This is a genomic window from Pandoraea pneumonica (genome assembly GCF_049918595.1).
GTDB classification, from domain to species: domain Bacteria; phylum Pseudomonadota; class Gammaproteobacteria; order Burkholderiales; family Burkholderiaceae; genus Pandoraea; species Pandoraea pneumonica_A.
This window is the reverse complement of the sequence record NZ_JBNCRZ010000008.1, coordinates 64,279-87,247: the sequence shown is the minus strand read 5'-3', so window position 1 is coordinate 87,247 and position 22,969 is coordinate 64,279. Positions and strand designations below refer to the sequence as shown.

Below are 22,969 nucleotides of genomic sequence, written 5' to 3'. Positions count from 1 at the left end.
GGTCATTCAGTCATTCGGTCGGGCGAATCAGAACGGCACGGTGAGCACAGCGCCGATGGTGCGCGGCTGTTCCACACTGACGAGTGCCGGTCCGCCGAGCGGCATAAGCGCAGTCCCTGCGGCAAGCAGCGCGCGGCGGTCAAACACGTTGCGCACGTAGAAGTTCAGGCTGGCGCGGCCGAAGTCGATCCCCGCTTGAAGGTCGGTCACGGCATAACCCGGAAGCGGGTAGTCGGGTCGACCGCTGCTGCCGCTAAACCCGGAGTGGCGACTGCCGACGAATCGCTGCGCAATCCCCACGTACGAGGCATACGAGCCGATCGAGAAGTGGTATGTCCCGGTCAGCGTGGCCGCGAACTTGGCGGAATTCGGCAACGGGTCGCCCGTTTGTGTCCCAGTGGCGGTGTTTCCCTGCGTCAGCCTTGCGTCGATGTAGGAAAAGCCCAAGCCAAACGTCCAATGCCGATCGGGGCGGAAGCTACTCGCCAACTCGAACCCCTTCACGCGTGCGTCACCCGCGTTGAGCACCTGATTCACACCATCGATGGCGCCGAGCTGCTGGATGTTTTTCCACTCAATGTCGTAGACGGTGGCTGAGAACGAAAGGCGTTTGTCGAACAAGTCGGCCTTGTAGCCTGCCTCGTATGTCCAAAGCGTATCGGGCTGAAACGTTGGATTGCCATTGCCGGGAAGCCCCGTGATCGGGCTGATGAGCTGCGCGTTCGGCCCGCCGGGGCGATAGCCGCTAGCCGCGCGAACGTACACGTTGCTGTTCTCGGTCAATCGATAGCTGGCCGTCAGCATGTAGGTCTTGCTGGTGTCGGACGACGGTGAGGAAGTCGATTGGGGCGGTCCGCCCAGAACCCCCGATGTGGTTTGGTCGTAGTTCTGCTGGTTGTGGGCGATTCGGATACCGCCCGTGAGCGCCAAACGCGGCGTCAGGTGGTAGGTCACGTCGCCATATGCGGCGTATTCGGTATAGGTGCTCGGCGCCACCAGTCCGGAGAGCGTGGCCGACGTCCCGTCGGGGAATCCGGCGAGAATGCCCTGATCCGACTCGCTTCGTTCACGGGTAAAGAAGAGCCCGCCTAACCATTCGAGGCGTTGGTTCGCCGCCGATGTCAGACGAAACTCTTGCGTCACCTTGTTCGTCTTCGCAAAATTTGCCGCGACGACCGAGTTCAAATTGAGCCCTTGGGCCGCGAGCGCCGGCACGTAGACCACCGACAGATCCTGAGGCTGGTCTGTCTTGACCGATTGATACGACGTGATCGAGTTCAAGCGCGCCCAGCCGAAGTCGTACTCCACGCCAAGCGAGTAGAGCTGAACGTTTTGATGGAACGGCTCCGGGGCATACACCCGCGTTGTCAGATCGCCATCGACAGGTTTGCCACTGCTGTCGTAAGCAACGTAGTTGGGGGCGTTGCGATTGATGTTCTGCGTGATCGCACTCAGCCGCACGGTGAATTGACTCGTTGGCGTCAGGAGCAACGACGCGCGCGCACCGTACGTATCGCCTCTGTCGATTCGGTTGCCTGCCTGCGGTCCGACGGCGTCGACGTACCCGGCATCGTGTTGGCTGAACGCGGAGACGCGCACCGCCGCTACGTCGCTCTTGATCGGGATATTGAGCACCGCATTCGCGCTATTGCCAATGCCGCCGTGTTTGGTCGACGACATGCCGAGGCTCGCCTGGCCGGAGAATTCATTGGTATCCGGCTCGTTCGTGACGTACTTCAACAGCCCGCCCATCGCCCCCGCGCCGTAGAGCGTGCCCTGCGGCCCGCGCAGCACTTCGATGTGATTCAGATCCAACAGACTCATGTCCAGCGCGAACGAGGCGCCTTGCGAGAAGACCGTGCTGCCGCCGAAGGCGACATCGTCGACGTAGACACCGACGGTGGGGCCGGTCTGCTCGCCGGTCGTCACGCCGCGCATGCTGATCTGTCCGGCACCGCTGCCGCCTTGGGTGTTGAGATCGACGCCCGGCTCGGCCGCGAGAAAATCGGACATCGTTTTCGCGCCGCTCTTCTGCAAGTCATCGGCGGAAATGACGTTGATCTGCATCGGCACTTCGCGCGCAGGCTCGCGACGACGCGTGGCCGTCACCACCACGGTATTGAGCGTTGCGCCGTCTTTCGCCGACGCTGCGGTCTTTGTTTCTGCGCTTGCTGCGGCTTCTGCGCTTCCAGCGGTTCCGCCCGGGTTTGCGTTTGTCTGAGGCGTTGGGTTGGCACTCTCGGCGTCGGCACTCACCGCAGACGCTGCCCCCGGTGGTGTTACGGTTTGCGCATGTCCATAGGCTGACGCCAGCCCCAGCAGCGAGCCGACCAACCAGGTTCCGCCGCGCGGACATAATCTGAATCGATGCCAAGTGACTGCGGTATGCCTGCGATGCTGTCTGATTGCCACTGTCGTCTCCTCCGGGATTTCCGCACGTCGGTCATCACGAATGCCTTCGCGGTATGGGTCGTCAAGCGTTGTGTGTCCACGCTCATTCGAGTCTTAGGGCCGGTTCGCCCTAATTCCGGGATAGACGTTATTTGCGCGACATTTCTGGTTCATGTGGACTTTGTATCGCGCGTGAAACATAGCCTCGTGAACGCGGCGGCTCATCCCTGCGGAGTTGGCGCGCGGCGTATGTGTGTGTGGATGTGCGCGCGGATGTGTCTGTCTTGAAACAATCTGTTGACGAAGGCGCTACATGGGCGCGGGATAATGGCCCCATGTTCGAGTTCTCTTCTACGACGTCGGTCACCATCATGCAAAAGCCATCGTTCGACTCCGCGTTTTATCGGCTGCTGTTTGTCATGCTCGTCATGGTGGCGCTCACGCAGGCTGGCACCGGAATACTGATGTACACGCTGTACTCGTCGGCCGCCTTCAAGCCGCCGCCCGGCATGTCGGCCGGGCTGCAATGGGGAATTGCCACTGCCGTGCAGCTCGTTCCGCTGCTCGTGTCTTCCTGGGTCGGCGCGCGAATGCTATCGGTGCCGTTCAAGTCGCTGGCCGCGGGGGCGGCGGAGTTGTCCCGCAATATGGACGCGCCCCCCATTCCCGAAGCGGGGCCCATCGAAGCGCGGCAAGCGGCGCGTGTTTTCAACTCGATGCAGGCGGCCATCCGCCGTCAGGTGAACGATCGCAATCGCTTTCTCGCCGCTGTCTCGCATGATTTGCGCACACCGCTCACGCGCATGCGCCTTCGGGTGCGGACGCTCGAAGCCTCGGAATTCAGTGACCGAATGGTCTCGGATATCGATGAGATGACGCAATTGCTCGACGCAACGCTCTCGTTTTTACGCAATGAGGCCGTCACTGAAGAACTCAGCCCCATCGACATCGATGCGCTCGTGGATGCCATTGCGGAAGACGCTTTGGAACGTGGTCAGAAAGTCTCCGTGCAGGGTGCCATCGCACCGCTGCTCGCGCAGCCGCTGGCGTTGAAACGTTGTTTGAGCAATCTGGTGGCAAATGCCATTCGGTACGGCGGCGAGGCACGCATTGAACTGATCGATGGCAGCGACGCCGTTAAAATCGACGTCGTCGATCGCGGCCCGGGCATTCCGGAGCGCGATCTTGAGCGAGTGCTGGAGCCGTTCTTTCGCCTCGAACAATCGCGTAGTCGCGACACCGGCGGTACCGGGCTCGGGCTAGCCATCGCGCACGATGTGGTGAAGCGGCACGCCGGGTCGTTGACACTGCTCAACGGTAAAGAAGGCGGCCTGATCGCACGTGTCGTGCTGCCGCGGCGATAGGTGCGATAGGTGCTTCGGCAGTGACGACGCCGTTCGAAGAGCGCTAGCGGGCTCTGTGTCAATGTCGATACACATTGCTCACAATCAGGCAATGCGGTCCCCATAGAGTGTGTGTCACGGTTTTCTTCACACCTCTGGACTCGTCATGAAGATCTTCGCGGCACAGCTATCGACAGAAACCAACACCTTTGCGCCGTGCCCCACGGGTTGGGGCGGCTTTCAGGAATTTGGCATTTTCCGCGGCGACGCAAGCCTGCGCGCTCCTGAGAGCGTGGGCTATCTGATGGCGGAACTCCGGCGGCTCGTTCACGCTGATGGCCACGAGCTCGCCGAAGGGCTGAGCGCAGAAGCACAGCCATCGGGCCCGGTGATTCAAGCGGTCTATGAGACGTTGCGCGACGAGATCGTCGCCGGTGTGCGCGCCGCACTGCCGCTCAACGCCGTGGTGCTCATGCTTCACGGCGCGATGGTGGCGCAGCATTACGACGATTGCGAAGGTGACCTGCTCGCACGCATTCGTGAAGTCGTCGGCCCCAACGTGCCCATTGCCGCGACACTCGATCCGCATTGTCATTTCACCGCGCAGATGCAGCGCTCGGCCGACATTCTCATCGCTTACAAAGAGTATCCGCATACGGATGCAATCGATCGTTTGCGCGAAGCCTACAAGCTAGTCACGCAAGCTGCCAATGGCAAAGTCACGCCAGTCACGGCCGTGCACGAGTGCCGCATGGTGGGCGCATGGCATACCACGTCGGAACCGATGGCGGGCTTCGTGCGGCGCATGAAGTCCTTCGAGGGGCGCGACGGCATTCTCTCCGTGTCGCTCGGTCACGGCTTCCCCTGGGGCGATGTGCCCGAGGCAGGCGCGAAGCTTTGGGTGGTTGCAGACCGCGACACCGAGCTTGCCAGGGCGGTGGCGGATCAACTCGGTAGTGAGTTCTGGGCAATGCGGCACGAGGTTCAGCCCAAATGGCTCGATCTGGATCACGGGCTCGATACCGCGTTGGCGGTGGGGGATGGTCCGGTCGTCGTGGCGGATGTTGCGGATAACCCCGGCGGCGGTGCCCCGGGGGACAGCACTTTCGTGCTTCGGCGAATCGTCGAGCGAGGTATCCCCAATGTTGCGCTGGGTTGCATCTGGGATCTGGGGGCGATTCAAATCTGCGCGGATGCGGGCGTCGGCGCCACGCTCGACCTTCGCATCGGCGGCAAATGCGGTGTCACTTCGGGCGACCCGATCGATCTGCGTGTCACCGTCCGGGCGGTGCATGATGCGCATTCGCAGAGCATCCACGGAATGTCGATTCCGTTGGGCCGCTCGGTCTGGATCGAAGGGCCTAACGGATTGGACATCGTGCTTGTCTCCGTTCGAACGCAAGTCATCGGCGTGGACGCTTTCACCGGCATCGGTATCGCCATGGACGCCAAGCGGCTCGTGATCGTGAAATCGACGCAGCACTTTCAAGCGGAGTTTGCCCCTCGGGCGAAGGCGATCGTCCACGTCGCGGCACCCGGAGCGCTGACACCGGACTTCGCAGCAATCCCCTACTACCGCCGCAATCTCAATTACTGGCCGCGCGTCGAAAACCCGTTCGCGTAATTCGAGGCGCGCTGGTGCCACCGACGGTCGATCCGATCATTTGCCGGGAATCGCCAAAACCTCGGCAAATTTTGCCCTTCTTATCGAAGGGCTTTTTTTCGTGGCGCGCCGCTGCGTTAGAAACGATCGGCACGGAATGGCGTGAGGTCGACTAACGTCGGCTCGCCAGTCACCATCTCGGCGATTAAACGTCCTGTCACAGGACCGAGCGTCAGACCGTGATGGGCGTGACCGAATGCGAACCAGAGGTCGCGATGGTTCGGCGCCGGGCCGATGATCGGCAGCATGTCGGGCGTGCAGGGACGGCTGCCCATCCATGGCGTCGATTCGATGGGCGTGCCCAATGGGAACAACTGTCTCGCCATTGGCTCGACGGCTGCTAGCTGCACCGGTGTGCGTGGTGCATCGCGCCAGGCCAGTTCGACGCCCGTGGTCAGACGAATACCTTGCTGCATCGGTGCGATCAAAAAGCCGCTTTCGGCATCCAGTACCGGTTGATTCAGACTTGCGCCCGGCTCGGGCTTGAAATGCCGGTGATAGCCGCGCTTGACCGCTAGCGGCAGTTGGTAGCCCAGCGCACGCGTGATCGTGTCGGACCAAGGGCCCATGGCGACGACGGCCTGTCGGCCTTCGATCTCCCCCTCGGCAGTCTGTACGCGCCAATGCGGGCTCAGCGTAGTCGCATCGCCGCGAATGATGCGCCCGCCTAGCGACCTGAAGTAGTTTGCGTAGCGGGTCACCAACTCGCCCGGATCGCGTATCGAATTCGACGCGGTGTATCGAATGGCACCGGCGAGCGTTGTCGACAGCGATGGCTCGTCGCGCTGAAGCTGTGTGGCATCGAGCCGCTCGAAGGGCACGTCGTACTCACGGTGCCAACGCTCGGCTTCGAGATGCGCAGCGTCGAGCGCTGCACTGTGATGGAAGACCTTGAGCCAGCCACCTTCGCGCAGCAGTTCGTCTGCGCCCGAGAGAGCGATGAGTGCTTTGTGCTCGGTTAAGCAATGTTCGATCAGCGTGCTGTACTGGCGGGCGATGCGGGCGTGCCGATCCGGCGCGGAGTGATGCCAGTAGCGCGCGAGGAACGGGGCGATGCTCGGTAGTGCCGATGGGTGATAGCGCACGTCCGTCGATCGATTGCGCGCGTAGTGAAGCAGCGTGCCGATGTCTCGAGGAAATGCATAGGGATACACCCCTTCACGCTGTATCAAGCCCGCGTTGCCATATGACGTTTCCCGGCCGGGTGCTTCACGGTCGATAAGCGCAGTCGTTATACCACGGCGCTGGAGATGGATCGCCGTCGAGGTGCCGACGATCCCGCCGCCAAGTACGAGAACATCGAATTTCATATTAGGCCAACGCCGTGACGGCAATTTCTACGTCGAAACCCGCTCGCATCAACGGCGACTGCACGCATGCGCGCGTCGGGGCGTTGCCTTCCGGAATCCAAACATCCCAAATACGGTTGAATTCCTCGAAATATCGCGCGTCGGAAAGCCAAATGTTCGCTGTGAGGAGATGCGTTTTGTCCACGCCCGCCGATTCGAGCAACGCATCGATTTGCTTCAGAACTTCGATCGTCTGCTCGGTAATCGTGGCGTGTTGCGTCATCGGCACTTGGCCCGCCAGATAAACGACGCCCCCAGCGATGACCACCTGACTCATACGGGCATTGGTTTGCAAACGCGTGATTTCTTTCTTCATTGCTGGACTCGGAAAAGAAGGACGATGGAATGACGATGCGACCGTCGACGCAGACACCAAGGGCCCGCGGCTATTTCAGTTATCATATATGAGAATTTTCATTCTCGTATACGAGAAAATACTAAGCGAATGACGTCAACGACACGAAAGAAATCGGCTTCGGCTGGCAAACAGAAACGCAACGACAGCCAAGTCAGTCATGAAACCGTGGGCGCACGACTGCGCGACGCACGCAAAGCGAACGGGCTGACGCTCAAGGCGCTGAGCGAGCGTTCAGGTGTCGCTGTGTCGACGATCTCGAAGGCAGAGCGAGGTGACATTGCGCTGACCTATGACAAGTTCGGCGCGCTGGCCTCGGCCCTTGGTTTGGATTACGCCAGTCTCTTCGGGCAGGGCAACGCCGATCCCGCAGAAGGGATCAGCCCATGCTTTACCGAGGCGGGAAAGCAAGCGATCTATGAGACACCCAACTATCGCTACGGCATGATCGCGTCCGACCTCGCGAATAAGCGCATGGTGCCGATGCGTGCCCACATTCGCGCGCGCAAATTGGAAGATTTTCCCGATTACATTCGCCACGAAGGCGAAGAGTTTGTTTTCGTTTTATCGGGCAGCTTGTTGTTGCAGTTTGAAGATGGCAACAAATTCCGGCTGGCGCCGGGAGATAGCTTGTACTTCGACAGTGGCGTGGGGCACGTCTATCTGAGCGAGCACGACGGCGGCGTCGATGCCGTCGTGTGCTGCGTGGACGTGAACGTTCCAACGCCGATGTTGCGGGCCCAAGGACATTTGTGACGCACAAAACAAAAAAGCCCTTGAATGATCAAGGGCTGATTTGTTTGCTTGGCGGAGAGGGTGGGATTCGAACCCACGGTACGGTATAACCGTACACCAGATTTCGAGTCTGGCGCATTCGACCACTCTGCCACCTCTCCAAGCACACTTTCTGCTTTGAGTCGCTGCCTGAGTGGCCTCAAGCAGCGAGAAAGAGATTATAGCCGAATTTCTTCAGCTGCCAAGTCCTTTTTTTGATTTTTTTACGCGGCGGGCTCAAGGCGCTCAATGCCGCCCATGTACGGACGCAGCACATCGGGCACCGTGATCGAACCATCGGCGTTCTGATAGTTCTCCAGCACCGCCACCAACGCGCGACCGACCGCCAAACCCGAACCGTTCAACGTGTGCACCAGTTCCGGCTTGCCCTGCGCATTGCGGAAACGCGCCTGCATGCGACGTGCCTGGAAGTTCTCCATGTTCGAACACGACGAAATCTCGCGGTACGTGTTCTGCGCCGGAATCCACACTTCCATGTCGTACGTCTTCGCCGCGCCGAAACCCATATCGCCCGTGCACAACACGATCGTGCGGAACGGCAGCTCAAGCTTCTTCAAAATCGCTTCGGCGTGACCGACCAGCATCTCCAGCGTGTCGTACGACTCCTCCGGACGCACCACGTGCACCAACTCGACCTTGTCGAACTGATGCTGGCGAATCATGCCACGCGTGTCCTTGCCATAGCTGCCCGCTTCCGAACGGAAGCACGGCGTATGCGCCACCATGTGCATCGGCAACGCATCGTTCGCCAGCAACTCGTCACGTACCAGATTCGTCAGCGACACTTCCGCCGTCGGGATCAGATAGAAGTTCTCGATGCGCTCGCCCTCGTCACCGCCCACCTTGCGCGGCACCTTGAACAAGTCGTCTTCGAACTTCGGCAGTTGGCCCGTGCCACGCATCGACGCCGCATTCACGATGTACGGCACATACGTTTCCGTATAGCCATGCTCGCTCGTATGCGTGTCGATCATGAACTGCGCCAGCGCACGATGCAGGCGAGCAATGCCGCCCTTCATCACCGAAAAACGCGCGCCGGCCAATTTCGCTGCGGCATCGAAGTCGAGGCCCAGCTTGGCGCCCAGATCCACGTGATCGCGAGGCGTGAAATCGAACTCGCGCGGCGTGCCCCAGCGGCGCACTTCCACGTTCTGCGTTTCGTCGTTGCCCACCGGCACGCTCTCGTGCGGCAGGTTCGGCACGCCGAGCAGCACATCCGACAGGCGCGTCTGGATTTCTTCCAAACGCACCGACGATGCCTTAAGCGTGTCGGCAATACCGCCGACTTCGGCGATTTCTGCCGAAGCATCTTCGCCCTTGCCCTTCTTCATGCCGACTTGCTTCGAGAGCGCATTGCGGCGGGCTTGCAGCTCCTCGGTTTGCGTCTGAATCTGCTTGCGCTCTGCCTCGAGCGCGGCGAACGTCGCCACGTCCAGCGTGTAGCCGCGTGCCTTGAGCCGCGCCGCAACGCCGTCGAGATCCTTGCGAAGAAGTTGAATGTCGAGCATGGTGGGAAGTCTGTCGTTAGCGACTCACTTCAGTGAGTCATAAAATTCGTTCTGGCCGCAAACGGCGCGTCGATCGCGCCCAATGCAGCATCAAGCGGGTGATTTTACCAAACGCGCAACGCGATTTCGTCTTTTGGTGCGTCTTGCATGACGCCATTGGCCCCGCCGTCGCTGTTTTGCCCATCTTGAGCCGCCACAATACAACGCTTGGCGAGCGCCAGATCACCCTTTTCTTATTCGTCGTCGCTGGTGTCGGGCGGCGGTGATTTTTCGGAAGATGGCGCGGAAGCCGTGCCGCCAGACGCCTTAGATGGCGTTGCAGCATCGCTGCCCGCCGCCCCCGCTTTCCGGCCCTTGGCATTCGCGCGTCGCCACTCCGCATCCAACGACTTGAGCCAGTTCAGCTTTTCGCCGATCTTGCCTTCCAGCCCGCGCGGCACCGGCCGATACCACTGCTGGGTTCGCAAGTCGTCGGGGAAATATGTCTCGCCTGCGGCGTAAGCATCCGGCTCATCGTGCGCGTAACGGTACTCGTGGCCGTAGCCCAATTCCTTCATCAACTTGGTCGGCGCATTACGCAAATGCACCGGCACGGCGCGTGACTTGTCCTTGCTGACGAAGGCTCGCGCCTGGTTGTAGGCGTTGTAACCTGCGTTCGACTTAGGCGCAGCCGCTAGATAAAGCACCGCCTGCGCCAACGCCAGTTCCCCTTCCGGCGTGCCGAGACGTTCATACGTTTCGGCCGCGTCGAGGGCGATCCGCGCCGCCCGTGGATCGGCCAGCCCAATGTCTTCCCATGCCATGCGCACAATGCGACGTGCCATGTAGCGCGGGTCGGCACCACCATCCAACATGCGGCAGAACCAGTACAGCGCACCGTCCGGCGAGCTACCGCGCACCGACTTATGCAAGGCGCTGATCTGGTCGTAGAACGCGTCGCCGCCCTTGTCGAAACGGCGCAGGTTCTCGGCCAAGACGCTCGCCAGCAAGGCATCGTCGATCGTATCGAGGCTCTGCGACGTCGCCGCCTGCGCCACGATTTCCACGTTGTTGAGCAGCTTGCGCCCATCGCCATCGGCCGAATCGATCAACCCTTGCCGTGCTTCATCGGTAAACGTAATGCCGCCAAGCTCATGCGCCGCACGCGTGACCATCTCGCCCAGTTCGTCGTCGTTCAGACTCTTGAGCACATACACGGCGGCGCGCGAGAGCAATGCGCCGTTCACTTCGAACGACGGGTTCTCCGTCGTGGCGCCCACGAAAATGAAGAGGCCCGACTCGACGTGCGGCAGGAAAGCATCCTGCTGCGCCTTGTTGAAGCGGTGCACTTCGTCGACGAATACGACGGTCTGTCGACCTTGGCCACGCTGAATCTGGGCCGCCTCCACCGCGTCGCGGATATCTTTCACGCCGGAAAGCACCGCCGAGAGCGAGATGAAATACGCCTTGAAGGCATCGGCCATGAGGCGCGCGAGCGTGGTTTTTCCCACGCCGGGCGGGCCCCACAGAATCATCGAATGCGGACGCCCTGCTTCGAACGCCACGCGCAAAGGCTTCCCCTTGCCGAGCAAATGGCGCTGGCCAATCACGTCGTCAATGGTATGGGGGCGCAAGCGCTCGGCAAGGGGCACCGAGGCAGAAAGAGGTGCGTCAGGCATGGTAAGAAGCAATGCGGCCGGGGAATACCCGGCCGCAGATCAGATTTCGGATGCCCCATTATGCCAGTCCACCGACATCGGGGCCGATCGCTCTAGATAGCCGATCGTTTAGGTTGCACAGGCGTTAGCCCTTGATGACGTCCGCACCCTTGGGCACGGTGAACTTGAAGTTGTCCGGCGACATCGGCGGGTTCTTCTGCATATTGGCAAACGTGAGCAGCGTCACGTTGCCGAACGCGTCGTAGAGCTCCATGGCGGCGAGGTTGCCGTCACGAAAGCCGATGCCCACGCGCTGGAACTGCGTGTCCTGTGCCTTCGGCGTGAGTTCGACCCAATCGATGCCGTTCTTCACGCCAGCATCCTTGAGCGTGAAATTCTTCTCGATATCGTTGCTGCCGAACAGAATCGCCGCCGGACTCGCCCCCAACGACGCGCCAAGCTTGCGCTCGGTGACCTGATTCAGATCTTTGTCGTAGATGAAGAGGTTTTCACCGTCGGCTTGCAGCAGTTGATCGTACGGTTTGACGTAGCGCCAGATGAAGCGGCCCGGGCGGGAAAACTCGAACGTGCCCGACGACACGTTCGACACCTTCACGTTGCCGTCTTGCCCCTGCTTGACCTGCTTCTGCTCGAATTCGCCACGCGCGGACTTCACCTGCGCCGCGAATGCCTTGAGTTGCGCCGTGCCGCTGGCGTACGCCGGAGCGACCAGCGCCGCCAGCGTCACGCCGACCACACCCGCCATGAGCGGCAAGCCGCGCTTGAATCCCAGCATGTTCTTTATTCTCCTTCGCGATTGGGCACCAGAATTTCCCGGTTGCCGTTGCTCGCCATTGCCGACACCACGCCGGACTGTTCCATCTGTTCGAGCAGGCGCGCCGCCCGGTTGTAGCCGATGCGCAAATGCCGCTGCACCAGCGAGATCGACGCACGGCGTTGCTTGAGCACCACCGCCACCGCCTGATCGTATAGGGGATCGGACTCGCCGCCCCCCTCGCCGGTTCCTGCGCCACCCGCACCGCCACCACCGTCTAAGCCGCCTTCTTCACCTTCGATTGCGCCATCGAGCAGGCCTTCGACGTAATTCGCCTCGCCCTGCTCCCTAAGCCGCTCGACCACGCGATGCACTTCGTCGTCGGCCACGAACGCGCCGTGCACACGCAACGGCAGGCCCGTGCCCGGCGGCATGTAGAGCATGTCGCCCATGCCGAGCAGCGTCTCTGCGCCCTGCTGATCGAGAATGGTGCGCGAGTCGATCTTCGACGACACCTGGAACGCCACACGCGTCGGCACGTTGGCCTTGATGAGGCCAGTAATCACGTCCACCGACGGGCGTTGCGTCGCCAGAATCAGGTGGATACCGGCCGCACGCGCCTTCTGCGCAATGCGGGCGATCAACTCTTCGACCTTCTTGCCGACCACCATCATCAGGTCAGCCAATTCGTCGATCACCACGACGATATACGGCAGACGCTGCAACGGCTCCGGTGCTTCCGGCGTCAGCGAGAACGGATTCGGGATGTGCTCTTCACGCTTGGCGGCGTCATCAATTTTGTTGTTGTAGCCCGCGAGGTTACGCACGCCGAGCTTGCTCATCAGCTTGTAGCGACGCTCCATCTCGGAGACCACCCAATTCAGCGCATGACCCGCCTGGCGCATGTCGGTGACCACCGGGCACAACAGATGCTGAATGCCTTCGTACATGCTCATTTCGAGCATCTTCGGATCGATCAGGATGAGTCGCACCTGCTCGGCCGTGGCCTTGTAGAGCAGCGACAGAATCATCGCGTTGATCCCCACCGACTTGCCCGAGCCGGTCGTACCGGCCACCAGCAAGTGAGGCATCTTGGCCAAATCGGCCACCACCGGCTTGCCGCCGATGTCCTTGCCGAGCGCCAGCGTCAGCAACGACGACGAATCGTTGTACACCTCGGAGCCGAGAATTTCAGTCAAGCGAACGGTCTGGCGGCGCGGGTTCGGCAACTCCAGCCCCATGAAATTCTTGCCGGGGATGGTTTCCACCACGCGGATGGACACGAGCGAGAGCGAACGCGCCAGATCCTTCGCCAGATTCACGATCTGGCTGCCCTTCACGCCCGTCGCCGGTTCGATTTCGTAGCGTGTAATGACCGGGCCCGGATAGGCGGCCACCACATTCACTTCCACGCCGAAATCCTTGAGCTTCTTCTCGATCAGGCGCGACGTGAATTCCAGCGTCTCGCCGGAAACGGTCTCCTGTGCAGCGGGCGCGGCATCGAGCAACGCCAGCGGCGGCAGGATGGAATCGGGCAGGTCGGCGAAGAGCGGCGCCTGCTTTTCCTTCTCCACGCGCTCACTCTTGGGCACCACCTTCACGGGCGGCACGATCTGCACCGGTTCGTGCACGTCGGCACGCACGCGGTTTTGCACCACAGCCCCCTCACGGGCGATAGCGGCTTCCTCGCCAAGGCGACGGTCCTGACGGGCCTCGCGGCGACGCCGGATCACAGTGCCGGTGTCGAGAATCAGCGCGCCGAGCTTTTCCGCCGCCGACAGCCACGAGAAGTGGAACAGCAACGACAGGCCGAACGCAAAAATCAGCAACAGGGCGAGCGTGCCGCCGGTAAAGCCCAGCGCGTGCTGGAAGAACCCGCCGACGGTTTCACCGATCACGCCGCCCGATGCCCGCGGCAGCTGGACCTTCAGACGATACAAACGGAGGGATTCGATACCGGCGCTGGCGAGCAGCACCATCAGAAAGGAGACGATTTCGACCCAGCCACCGCTCGCCAGGCGCTCGCGCAGCGGAGGCGCTTCGCGCTTGGTAGCGATGCGTCGATAACCGGAAATGACACGGCGGGCGATGAACACCACCAGCCAGTAAGCAGACAAGCCGAGCATGAGCAGCAGCATGTCGGCCACCCACGCGCCGACGCGCCCCGCCCAGTTGGCGATGCGCTCCACGTGCGCCGCATGTGTCCAGCTGGGGTCCAGACGGCTGTAGGAGAACAACGCCATCAACAGGAACACCATCAGCGCGACTTGCGCCATCCAGCGGATTTCATGGAAAAGATGCGTCACCCGGTTGGGTAACGACGATCCGGCACCAGCAGAGTAGGAAGATTTCGTCGTCATCAAGCCAGTTGGTTGGGCGGGCAGACGGGCGGCCTGCCGCGCGGCAAGCCTCCATTCTAAACAACTATTACAACGCTTAATGCATGAAAAGGTGACAAGGGGTAACGCCCGACGCGCGCCGGGCGCCCGCCGAACGTCGGCAGAACACCCGCCGCACACCCCGCCACACCTCGCGCCGAAGGCTATCGGACCGATTGCAAGGCTCGATCAACGAAACGGCGTCGGCCCTTTATAATGACGGTTTGCGCCGATTCCCGGCCAGTGCCAATCCGCCCTCCCGCCCGCCATCCAGTGGCCGGTGCAGCGCGGCGCACGGCACCGGGAAGCGGCGCCAGCCCCCAAGCCTATTTTCGGTGAGTTCGTCCATGTCCGCTGCCAAGCACGCTAAAGTCCTGATTCTCGGTTCCGGCCCCGCCGGCTACAGCGCCGCCGTCTACGCCGCACGCGCCAACCTCAAGCCCGTGCTGATCACCGGCATCGCCCAAGGCGGTCAACTGATGACGACCACCGACGTCGAGAACTGGCCCGGCGACCCGACCGGCGTGCAAGGCCCGGAACTGATGGCCCGCATGCAGGCGCACGCCGAGCACTTCAACACCGAAATCATCTTCGACCACATTCACACGGTGCACCTGAACGAGCGCCCGCTGCGCCTCGTGGGCGACTCCGGCGAATACACGGCCGACGCCCTCATCATCGCCACCGGCGCTTCGGCGCAGTACCTCGGCCTGCCGTCCGAAGAAGCCTTCTCGGGCCGCGGCGTCTCGGCTTGCGCCACTTGCGACGGTTTCTTCTACCGCGGCAAGGAAGTGTGCGTGGTCGGCGGCGGTAACACGGCCGTGGAAGAAGCGCTCTACCTGTCGAACATCGCCAGCAAGGTCACCGTGATTCACCGTCGCGACAAGTTCCGCGCCGAGCCGATCCTGATCGACCGCCTGCTGGAGAAGGCCAAGCAGGGCACGGTTGAACTCAAGTACGACAGCGTGCTCGACGAAGTGACGGGCGACGACTCGGGCGTGACCGGCATTCGCATCAAGAACACCAAGACGGGCGCGCATGAAGACATCGCGCTGCACGGCGTGTTCATCGCTATCGGCCACAAGCCGAATACCGACATCTTCGAAGGTCAGCTCGAGATGAAGAATGGCTACATCGTTACGCACAGCGGCCTGAACGGCAACGCCACGGCCACCAACGTGCCGGGCGTGTTCGCTGCTGGCGACGTGCAGGATCACGTGTATCGTCAGGCCATTACCAGCGCCGGCACGGGCTGCATGGCCGCTCTCGACGCCCAGCGCTACCTCGAGAACCTCGATCAGTAATCGCTGACCGACGGTGCCGTCCGGACTCCCGGACGGCACCTGAATCTCTGTATCTCCGCATCCCATGAGCAAAAAGCCCCCCAAGCTTAGTCTCAACGACCTCGCTGGCCTGCGCGACACGCTCGCCAAGGAAACGGCCGCCCGCGAAGCCGAACGTGTCGAAGCGGCCAAGCGCGCCGCCCAAGCCGCGCGCGACGCCAACGTGTTCCGCGACAGCATCGGCGACATCGCCCCGCTCACCAGCAAGCGTGCTGTCGAGCGCGTCGAACACCCGCGCCAGCCGCCCGCCCCCGTCGCCCGGCAAACGCAGGAAGACGAAGCGGCCGTGCTCTACGAATCGCTCTCGGACGAGTTCGACCCCGAAGCTTTGCTCGATACGGACGACCGTCTGTCGTACCGCCGCCCCGGCATCAGCCACGACACCGTGCTCAAGCTCCAGCGCGGCGACTGGGTGGTACAAGCACAAGTGGATTTGCACGGCATGCGCCGCGACGAAGCCCGCGAAGCGCTCTCGGCTTTCCTCCATGACGCCGTCAAGCGCGGCCTGCGCTGCGTGCGCGTGATTCATGGCAAAGGGTTGGGATCGATCGGGCGCGAGCCGGTGCTCAAGGACAAAGTGCGCAGTTGGCTCGCACAGAAGAACGAAGTGCTGGCATGGGCGCAGGCACAAGGACGCGACGGCGGCGCCGGTGCACTGGTAGTATTGCTACAGCCTTCGCCCGGCAGATCGTCGCGCGCAGGCGACTGACGCAGGCGAGACGCATCACCGGCACATTGCGGTCCTCTCGTCTCGACGTCGGCCCCGACGCTAATCACGACGTTTCACTCAAAGGATTCGCCGATGGTTCTCGAGATGAGCGACCAGCTCCATACGATTCTGGCCGTTGCCGAGGCCATCGCCGTCATGTCGTGCGCCATCTCCGGTTTCGCTGAAGCCCGCAAACAACACCTCGATCCTGTGGGCGCCTTCGTGCTCGCCTTTGCCACTGCCTTCGGCGGCGGCACGTTGCGCGACGTGCTGCTCGACCACCGCCCGTTCTACTGGGTGCAGCATCAGTGGTACACCATCATCATCCTTGTGCTCTCGCTCTCGACCTCGGGCGTGCTGCGGCTCGTCTCGCGTGTCGCCACCGAGCGTGTGTTGCTCATTACGGATGCCATCGGGCTGGGGTTCTTTAGCGCGTCGGGCACGTCGTTGGCGCTTCAGACTGGGATGTCGCCGTTCATGTCGGTGATGATGGGCGTGATTACCGGTGTGGGCGGCGGGGTGATGCGCGACATTCTCTGCAACGAAGTGCCGCTGGTACTGCGCGACACACGCCCTTACGCCGTGTGTGCGTTCATCGGCGGGTGGATCTACATCGCCCTCACCTACGCCGATCTCGATCCGTTGTACACGCTATCGATCAGCGCGCTGTCAGTCATTTTCGTGCGGCTGATTACCGTGGCATTCGACGTTCGGCTCAAGTCCGAGTAGCCGACTGGCCTGCCCCAAGAAACGCCAAAGGGCGACGCTGCCTCCGCAGTTGTCGCCCTTCGTCATATATTGCCTTGATATTGCTTCGGTATTGCTTCGATCTTGCCGCAGTCAGGCTGTGGCAATACCGACCTTACACCGCCTGCTCGCCTTCTTCGCCCGTACGGATGCGGATCACGCGCTCCACGTCGGTCACGAAGATCTTGCCGTCGCCGATCTTGCCGGTGCGCGCCGCACCCAGCACAGCGTCGATGACCTGCTCGGCCTGTGCCGCGCCCACGACCACTTCAATTTTGATCTTCGGCAGGAAGTCGACCACGTACTCGGCGCCGCGATACAGCTCGGTGTGGCCTTTCTGGCGGCCAAAACCCTTCACCTCGGTGACGGTCAGGCCGGTCACGCCGACTTCGGCCAGGGCTTCACGCACTTCGTCGAGCTTGAAGGGTTTGATGATGGCAGTCACGCGTTTCATTGTCGCCTCGATATCTTGGTTGGAATGTTCTGGAAAATCGCTGGCCTATTGTACCGGTCCGGCAGCGGCATGCCGATGACAGCCAGCGCAGACGTGAAATCGTCACGCGCCGGCCGCAGGTTTCCGTCCCGTCAGGCGTGCGGGTCGTCCGGTACGGTGTCCAGATCCGCCAGCCACACCACCGACTCCGAATCGCTCGGCGCGCGCCAGTCGCCACGCGGCGAAAGCGAGCCGCCTGTGCCGACCTTCGGCGCGTTCGGCACGCACGAACGCTTGAACTGGCTGGTGCGGAAGAACCGGTCGAGGAAGATGCGAAGGTTGCGCTTGATCGCGACCATGTCGTAAGCATGGTGCGCGAGATGGCCCTCGTCCGGCCAGCGTCCGGTCGACGCGTCATGCCACGCGCTCCATGACAGGAACGCCACCTTACGCGGCGCATAGCCAAAGCGCAGCGTGTAGTACAGGTTGAAATCCTGCAACTCGTACGGACCGATGAAGTTCTCAGTGCGCTGTTCCGGCGCGCCATTGGCTTTGCCCGGCACGAGTTCCGGACTGATTTCGGTTTCGAGGATATCGATGAGCACGTTGCGGCGGCCAGCCGCGTCCTTGCCTTCCTTCGTGCCCTTCGCCGGTGCCGTCTGCCCCGCCGTGTTGCCCAGTTGCGCGGTCTCGGCCACCCAGCGCACGAGATGCATGATGAGCGTCTTGGGCACACTGGCGTTCACGTTGTAGTGCGACATATGATCGCCCACGCCGTACGTGCACCAGCCCAGCGCCAACTCGCTCAAATCGCCCGTGCCGATCACGATCGCGCCGAGATGGTTCGCCAGCCGGAACAGGTGATTCGTCCGCTCGCCCGCCTGCACATTCTCGAACGTGACGTCGTAGACTTCCTCTCCCTTCGCAAACGGATGGTCGAGGTCTTTCAACATCTGCATGCAGCTCGGGCGGATATCGATCTCGCGTGCCGTGCAGCCGACCGCTTCCATCAGTTCACGCGCCTGACGCAGCGTGCGCTCGCTCGTCGCGAACCCCGGCATCGTGTAGGCGAGAATATTCGTACGCGGCAGCCCCAGGCGGTCCATGACCTTGGCGCACACGAGCAACGCGTGCGTCGAGTCGAGACCGCCCGACACGCCGATGACCACCTTCTGAATCTTCGACGACGAGAGACGCTGCATGAGCGCCTGCACTTGAATGTTGTAGACCTCGTGACAGCGCTCGTCGCGCAGACGCGGGTCGGCGGGCACATACGGAAAACGTCCGATATTGCGGGCGAGCGGCAGCTCGGCGTCGCGCGGCATCGTCACGTCGACCTTGATGGTGCGAAAGCGCGCCACTTCGTCCGCATGACGGCGCACCGACACACCGAACGTGGTCTGGTGCATGCGCTCGCGTGCGAGGCGTTCAAGATCAACATCCGCGTAGATCAGATGCGAGTCGCTGGCGAAGCGGGCCGACTCGGCCAGCATGTCACCGTTCTCATAGATCAGTGCCTGACCGTCCCATGCGAGATCGGTGGTCGATTCACCCTGCCCGGCCGACGTGTACAGATACGCCGCCAAACAACGTGCCGATTGCTGTCCCACGAGCTGATGGCGATACGCCGACTTGCCGACGACCACATTCGATGCCGACAGATTGACGAGCACCGTTGCGCCCGCAAGCGCGGCAAACGACGACGGCGGCACCGGCACCCAGACGTCTTCGCAGATCTCGCAGTGAAAACGCAGCAACGGCTGATCGGCGGCTTCGAAAATCAGGTTACCGAAGGGGACGTCATCACCCAGCAACGTGACCGTATCGACACCGGCATCGTCCGCCGCGTTGAACTGACGCGCTTCGTAAAACTCGCTGTAATTCGGGAGGTAAGTCTTGGGCACCACGCCGTGAACGCGTCCACGCGCGACAACGACCGCGCAGTTGAACAAACGTTGTTGCACGCGTACCGGCATGCCGACGATGAGGGCAGCGCCCAATTCGCGGCTCGCGGCGACAATCTCGGCGAGCGCGGCGTCGCATGCATCGAGCAGCGCGCGCTGCTGGAACAAGTCTTCGCAGCTATAAGCGGGAATCCCCAGTTCGGGAAAGGCCACGAGCACGGCACCTTCGGCGTCGGCTTCGCGTGCGAGTGCGATAGTCTGCTGCGCGTTAAATGCCGGGTCGGCGACGCGGCAACGCGGCACCCCTACGGCGACGCGCGCGAAATCGTGGTTATAGAGATTGAGAAATCGGTTGGTCATGTCGGCGGCTACCCATGCATCGCTCGTGGGCCGGTGCGAGGGCAGACTGACCAGCAACGCTGTGCAGGCAGGCCCGGCGCGACCGGCGGGCGGTCAGATCGCCAGTATATTACGCGCGCTTGAAAGGCGTGTGAGCCTCCAACTCCCCGATATGCTCGTCCATGGCCGAGGTCTCGGCGTCGAGAAACTCGGCTATGGCATCGGCAAAACGCGCATCGCCAATCCAGTGCGCCGACCACGTGGGCGTGGGCAACAAGCCCCGCGACATCTTATGCACGCCCTGTGCACCGCCCTCGAAGCTTTTCAGCCCGTGCACGATGCAATACTCGATGCCCTGCGCATAACAGGTCTCGAAGTGCATGCCAGAGACGAAATCGGTGGTGCCCCAGTAGCGCCCGAACATCGTGTCGTCCGTCACCACGTTGAGCGCGCAGGCGAGCGGTGCGTCGTCGCGCATCGCCATTACCAGCAACAACGTGTCGGGCATCGTGGCGTGCACTTGCCCGAAAAATTCACGCGACAGATACGGCGCGTTCCAGTGTTCGCGGTAGGTGTTCTCGTAGCATTGATAGAAGAAGTCGAGCGCCGCGTCATCGATATCGGCACCGCGCAGCCAGCGATAGGTCACGCCCGCTTCGCTCACGCGCCGCCGGTCTTGCCGCAGCTTCTTGCGCTTCTCTTGATTCATCTGCGCGAGAAAGTCGTCGAACGTCGCGAAGTCCCGGTTTTCCCAATGGAACTGCACGCCCTCGCGCAGCATGTACCCGGCTTCGGTGAGCGCCGCCAGATCGTCTTCATGCGTGAACAGCACGTGAATCGACGAGACGTCCAATTGCTTCGCAAATGCGATGGCACCCCGTGCGAGCGCCACTCGGTCGGCGTGGGTGCGGGCCAGCAGACGGGGCCCCGTGACTGGCGAGAACGGCACCGCCGAAAGCAGCTTGGGGTAATAACGCAGCCCGTGACGCGCAAACGCGTCGGCCCACGCATGATCGAACACGTATTCGCCGCGCGAGTGCGACTTCACATAGAGCGGCATGGCCCCGATGAGCGTGTCGGCGGCGTGCATGAGCAGATATGCAGGCTGCCAACCCGTGCCTTTGCTGGCGCAGCCGCTGGTATGCATCGCGTGTAAGAACGCGTGTTGCACGAAGGGGTTGGTACCGGCGAGCGCGTTCCACTGGTCGGCTGGCACGTCTTCAATCGATTGCACTACCCGAATCACTACGTCGCTGCTCACCCGTCACCTCGTTCGTGAAGCTGCCGGCGAGATGTCGCTGCCGGACTGTCCGCCATTGTCGCCGAACTTGGCGTTGCTTTCAGACAGACAACAAAAAACCCGGCAAAGCTGCCGGGTTTCGATGGCGTCGTGGCCGTGACCAAGACGCCGCAGGCGAAAACGTCGCTTACTTCTTGGCGTTGGCCACGCCTTCGACGATTTCCTTGTGGGCGGCTTCGATGCCTTCCCAGCCTTCGATCTTGACCCACTTGCCCTTCTCGAGCGCCTTGTAGTTCTCGAAGAAGTGCTTGATCTGGTCCTTCAGATAGCCCGGCACGTCGTCGATCGACTTCATGTGTGCGGTCATCGGGCAGATCTTGTCGACCGGCACGACCACCAGCTTGGCGTCCACGCCCGACTCGTCGGTCATGTTGAGCATGCCCAGCGCACGGCAGCGCACGACCGAGCCAGCCAGCAGCGGGAACGGCGTCACAACCAGCGCGTCGACGGGGTCGCCGTCGCCAGCCAGCGTTTGCGGAATGAAACCGTAGTTGGCCGGGTAACGCATGCCCGTGCCGATGAAGCGGTCGACGACCAGCAGGCCCAGGTCCTTGTCAGCTTCGTACTTCACCGGGTCGCTTTGCGCCGGGATCTCGATGATGACGTTGAAATCGTTGGGGATGTCCTTGCCGGCCGGCACGTGGTTGAAGCTCATGATGGCGTTCCTGTGTATGAAAGATGGCATACCGCCGTGCGGCGCGCTCGCTCCGCTGACCTGCCGGATGCCGCGCCGCCCGAGGGTATTCGGGCGCGGAACATTATAGCGGGTTTGCCCCAAGGGCCGGCAGCCGGGCCACGCACTGCGGCGTGAGCGCGCCAACCTGCGCACAACCCAGCAATTGCATCGTAGTGCGCAACTCGCCAAGCAACAACGCCAGCACTTCGGCCACACCCACCCCGCCGCGCGCCGCCACGCCGTACAACGGCGCACGCCCGAGCAGTACCCCTTTCGCGCCTAGCGCCACCGCCTTGGCCACGTCGGCACCGCGCCGCACCCCGCCATCGACGAAGACGTCCAGCGACGGGCCGCGCCCGTTCACGGCGTCGACAATCTGCGTGAGGGCTTCGATCGGCGCAAGCGTGTTGCCCAATTGGCGGCCACCGTGGTTCGACACAACGATGCCGTCGGCGCCATGCGCTTGTGCAAGCTTCGCGTCATCCGCCGTCAGAATCCCTTTGACCAGCACTTCGCCCGGCCAATGACGCCGCACCCACGCCAGATCGTCCCAACCGAGCGACAAGTCCATCTGACGGCTGAGCATCGCCGCATGGCGTGCCAGATCGGCCCGCTCACCCACGCTTTTGGCGATGTTGCGCAGTTGCGGCGCGCCGTTCGTCATCATCTGCCAGCTCCAGTGCGGATGCCGCATGCAGTCGGCCACCAGCTTGGGCGTGAAACGCAGCGGCAGCTTGAAGCCATTGCGTGTGTCGTGATCGCGCTTGCCGTGCACGGGGGTATCGACCGTCAGCAGCAACGTGCGAAAACCGGCTTCCCGCGCGCGCCGCATCATGCTCTCGGCGATGCTGCGGTCTTGCTGCACATAGAGTTGCAGCCACATCTCGCCCTCGGGCGCCGCCACGCGCACATCTTCGAGCAGCGAGGTCGATGCCGTAGAGAGCACGAACGGCAAACCGGCGTCGGCTGCCGCCCGCGCCAGCAATTCGTCGGCGCGCGGCCAGAACAAGCCGTTCAGCCCCGTGGGGCCGACGGCCATCGGCGCGGCAGCCTCGCGTCCCCAGAACGACGTGGCGCTAGAGACTTGCGACGTATCGGTGAGCACACGCGGGCAAAAGCCCCATTGCGCGAAGGCATCGCGATTGCGGCGCAACGCGTGACCGTCCTCCGCGCCGCCCTCCAGATAGTCGAACGCCAGCTTCGACAACCGCCGCTGCGCGGCACTCCGGTAATCGTCCACGCACGACAACGCGCCCATCGCTCCCCCTATTCTCATGACTTGCGCACAAACAATTGCATTACAATCACAATCATTACAATACGA

The 22,969-nt window shown here is 62.2% G+C and carries 18 protein-coding genes and 1 tRNA gene; 6 read left to right on the top strand and 13 right to left on the bottom strand.

The features are described from left to right. Positions 1-27 precede the first annotated feature (27 nt). Positions 28-2,334 carry a TonB-dependent receptor gene (locus ACPWR9_RS24620; protein ID WP_426301541.1) on the bottom strand — a complete coding sequence of 769 codons (2,307 nt, stop codon included), beginning with the start codon at positions 2,332-2,334 and terminating at the stop codon, positions 28-30. A gap of 392 nt (positions 2,335-2,726) precedes the next feature. Between ACPWR9_RS24620 and ACPWR9_RS24615 the strand changes: the two genes are divergently transcribed. Further along, positions 2,727-3,755, top strand: coding sequence for an ATP-binding protein (locus tag ACPWR9_RS24615; protein WP_426301539.1), 1,029 nt, complete (start codon positions 2,727-2,729; stop codon positions 3,753-3,755). Between the two features lie 145 nt (positions 3,756-3,900). Further along, positions 3,901-5,358 carry a M81 family metallopeptidase gene (locus ACPWR9_RS24610; protein WP_426301537.1) on the top strand — a complete coding sequence of 486 codons (1,458 nt, stop codon included), beginning with the start codon at positions 3,901-3,903 and terminating at the stop codon, positions 5,356-5,358. A 116-nt stretch (positions 5,359-5,474) separates the two neighbouring features. On the opposite strand, the gene ACPWR9_RS24605 is transcribed toward ACPWR9_RS24610, so the two are convergent. Both ACPWR9_RS24605 and ACPWR9_RS24600 read right to left on the bottom strand, forming a co-directional pair. Further along, positions 5,475-6,707 carry an NAD(P)/FAD-dependent oxidoreductase gene (locus ACPWR9_RS24605; protein WP_426301535.1) on the bottom strand — a complete coding sequence of 411 codons (1,233 nt, stop codon included), beginning with the start codon at positions 6,705-6,707 and terminating at the stop codon, positions 5,475-5,477. Position 6,708: 1 nt separating this feature from the next. Then, positions 6,709-7,062, bottom strand: coding sequence for a RidA family protein (locus ACPWR9_RS24600; protein ID WP_426301533.1), 354 nt, complete (start codon positions 7,060-7,062; stop codon positions 6,709-6,711). 129 nt (positions 7,063-7,191) lie between these two features. On the opposite strand from ACPWR9_RS24600, the gene ACPWR9_RS24595 reads away from it, so the two are divergent. After that, positions 7,192-7,857, top strand: coding sequence for a helix-turn-helix domain-containing protein (locus tag ACPWR9_RS24595; RefSeq protein WP_426301531.1), 666 nt, complete (start codon positions 7,192-7,194; stop codon positions 7,855-7,857). Positions 7,858-7,906: 49 nt separating this feature from the next. Here the strand turns inward: ACPWR9_RS24595 and ACPWR9_RS24590 are convergent. The 5 genes from ACPWR9_RS24590 to ACPWR9_RS24570 form a co-directional block, all read right to left on the bottom strand. Further along, positions 7,907-7,997: transfer RNA gene (locus tag ACPWR9_RS24590), tRNA-Ser, on the bottom strand. Between the two features lie 102 nt (positions 7,998-8,099). Then, entirely contained in the window at positions 8,100-9,404 is a 1,305-nt protein-coding gene (gene serS, locus ACPWR9_RS24585; protein ID WP_426301529.1) for a serine--tRNA ligase, read from the bottom strand. A 233-nt stretch (positions 9,405-9,637) separates the two neighbouring features. Further along, positions 9,638-11,062, bottom strand: coding sequence for a replication-associated recombination protein A (locus ACPWR9_RS24580; protein ID WP_426301527.1), 1,425 nt, complete (start codon positions 11,060-11,062; stop codon positions 9,638-9,640). Positions 11,063-11,186: 124 nt separating this feature from the next. Further along, positions 11,187-11,837, bottom strand: coding sequence for an outer membrane lipoprotein chaperone LolA (lolA, locus tag ACPWR9_RS24575; RefSeq protein ID WP_426301525.1), 651 nt, complete (start codon positions 11,835-11,837; stop codon positions 11,187-11,189). 5 nt (positions 11,838-11,842) lie between these two features. Beyond that, complete coding sequence (locus ACPWR9_RS24570; RefSeq protein WP_426301523.1) at positions 11,843-14,176, bottom strand: DNA translocase FtsK; 2,334 nt, start codon at positions 14,174-14,176, stop codon at positions 11,843-11,845. Positions 14,177-14,541: 365 nt separating this feature from the next. Between ACPWR9_RS24570 and trxB the strand changes: the two genes are divergently transcribed. From trxB to ACPWR9_RS24555, 3 genes are all read left to right on the top strand, one after another. Further along, entirely contained in the window at positions 14,542-15,498 is a 957-nt protein-coding gene (trxB, locus tag ACPWR9_RS24565) for a thioredoxin-disulfide reductase (RefSeq protein ID WP_426301521.1), read from the top strand. A gap of 64 nt (positions 15,499-15,562) precedes the next feature. Then, positions 15,563-16,246 carry a Smr/MutS family protein gene (locus tag ACPWR9_RS24560; RefSeq protein WP_426301519.1) on the top strand — a complete coding sequence of 228 codons (684 nt, stop codon included), beginning with the start codon at positions 15,563-15,565 and terminating at the stop codon, positions 16,244-16,246. 105 nt (positions 16,247-16,351) lie between these two features. Further along, on the top strand, positions 16,352-16,975 hold the full coding sequence (locus ACPWR9_RS24555) for a trimeric intracellular cation channel family protein (protein ID WP_426301837.1): 624 nt from the start codon (positions 16,352-16,354) through the stop codon (positions 16,973-16,975). 133 nt (positions 16,976-17,108) lie between these two features. Here ACPWR9_RS24555 and ACPWR9_RS24550 read toward each other — a convergent pair whose 3' ends face one another. From ACPWR9_RS24550 to ACPWR9_RS24530, 5 genes are all read right to left on the bottom strand, one after another. Further along, complete coding sequence (locus tag ACPWR9_RS24550; protein ID WP_058375414.1) at positions 17,109-17,447, bottom strand: P-II family nitrogen regulator; 339 nt, start codon at positions 17,445-17,447, stop codon at positions 17,109-17,111. Positions 17,448-17,578: 131 nt separating this feature from the next. After that, complete coding sequence (locus ACPWR9_RS24545; protein ID WP_426301517.1) at positions 17,579-19,690, bottom strand: NAD(+) synthase; 2,112 nt, start codon at positions 19,688-19,690, stop codon at positions 17,579-17,581. Positions 19,691-19,799: 109 nt separating this feature from the next. Beyond that, complete coding sequence (locus ACPWR9_RS24540; RefSeq protein WP_426301515.1) at positions 19,800-20,930, bottom strand: GNAT family N-acetyltransferase; 1,131 nt, start codon at positions 20,928-20,930, stop codon at positions 19,800-19,802. Between the two features lie 166 nt (positions 20,931-21,096). Beyond that, a complete protein-coding gene (gene ppa, locus ACPWR9_RS24535) occupies positions 21,097-21,624 on the bottom strand; it encodes an inorganic diphosphatase (protein WP_042116944.1) in 528 nt (175 codons plus the stop codon). A 103-nt stretch (positions 21,625-21,727) separates the two neighbouring features. Beyond that, positions 21,728-22,921 (bottom strand): alpha-hydroxy acid oxidase, encoded by a 1,194-nt coding sequence (locus tag ACPWR9_RS24530; RefSeq protein ID WP_426301513.1) that lies wholly within the window; start codon positions 22,919-22,921, stop codon positions 21,728-21,730. Between the last annotated feature and the right edge of the window lie 48 nt (positions 22,922-22,969).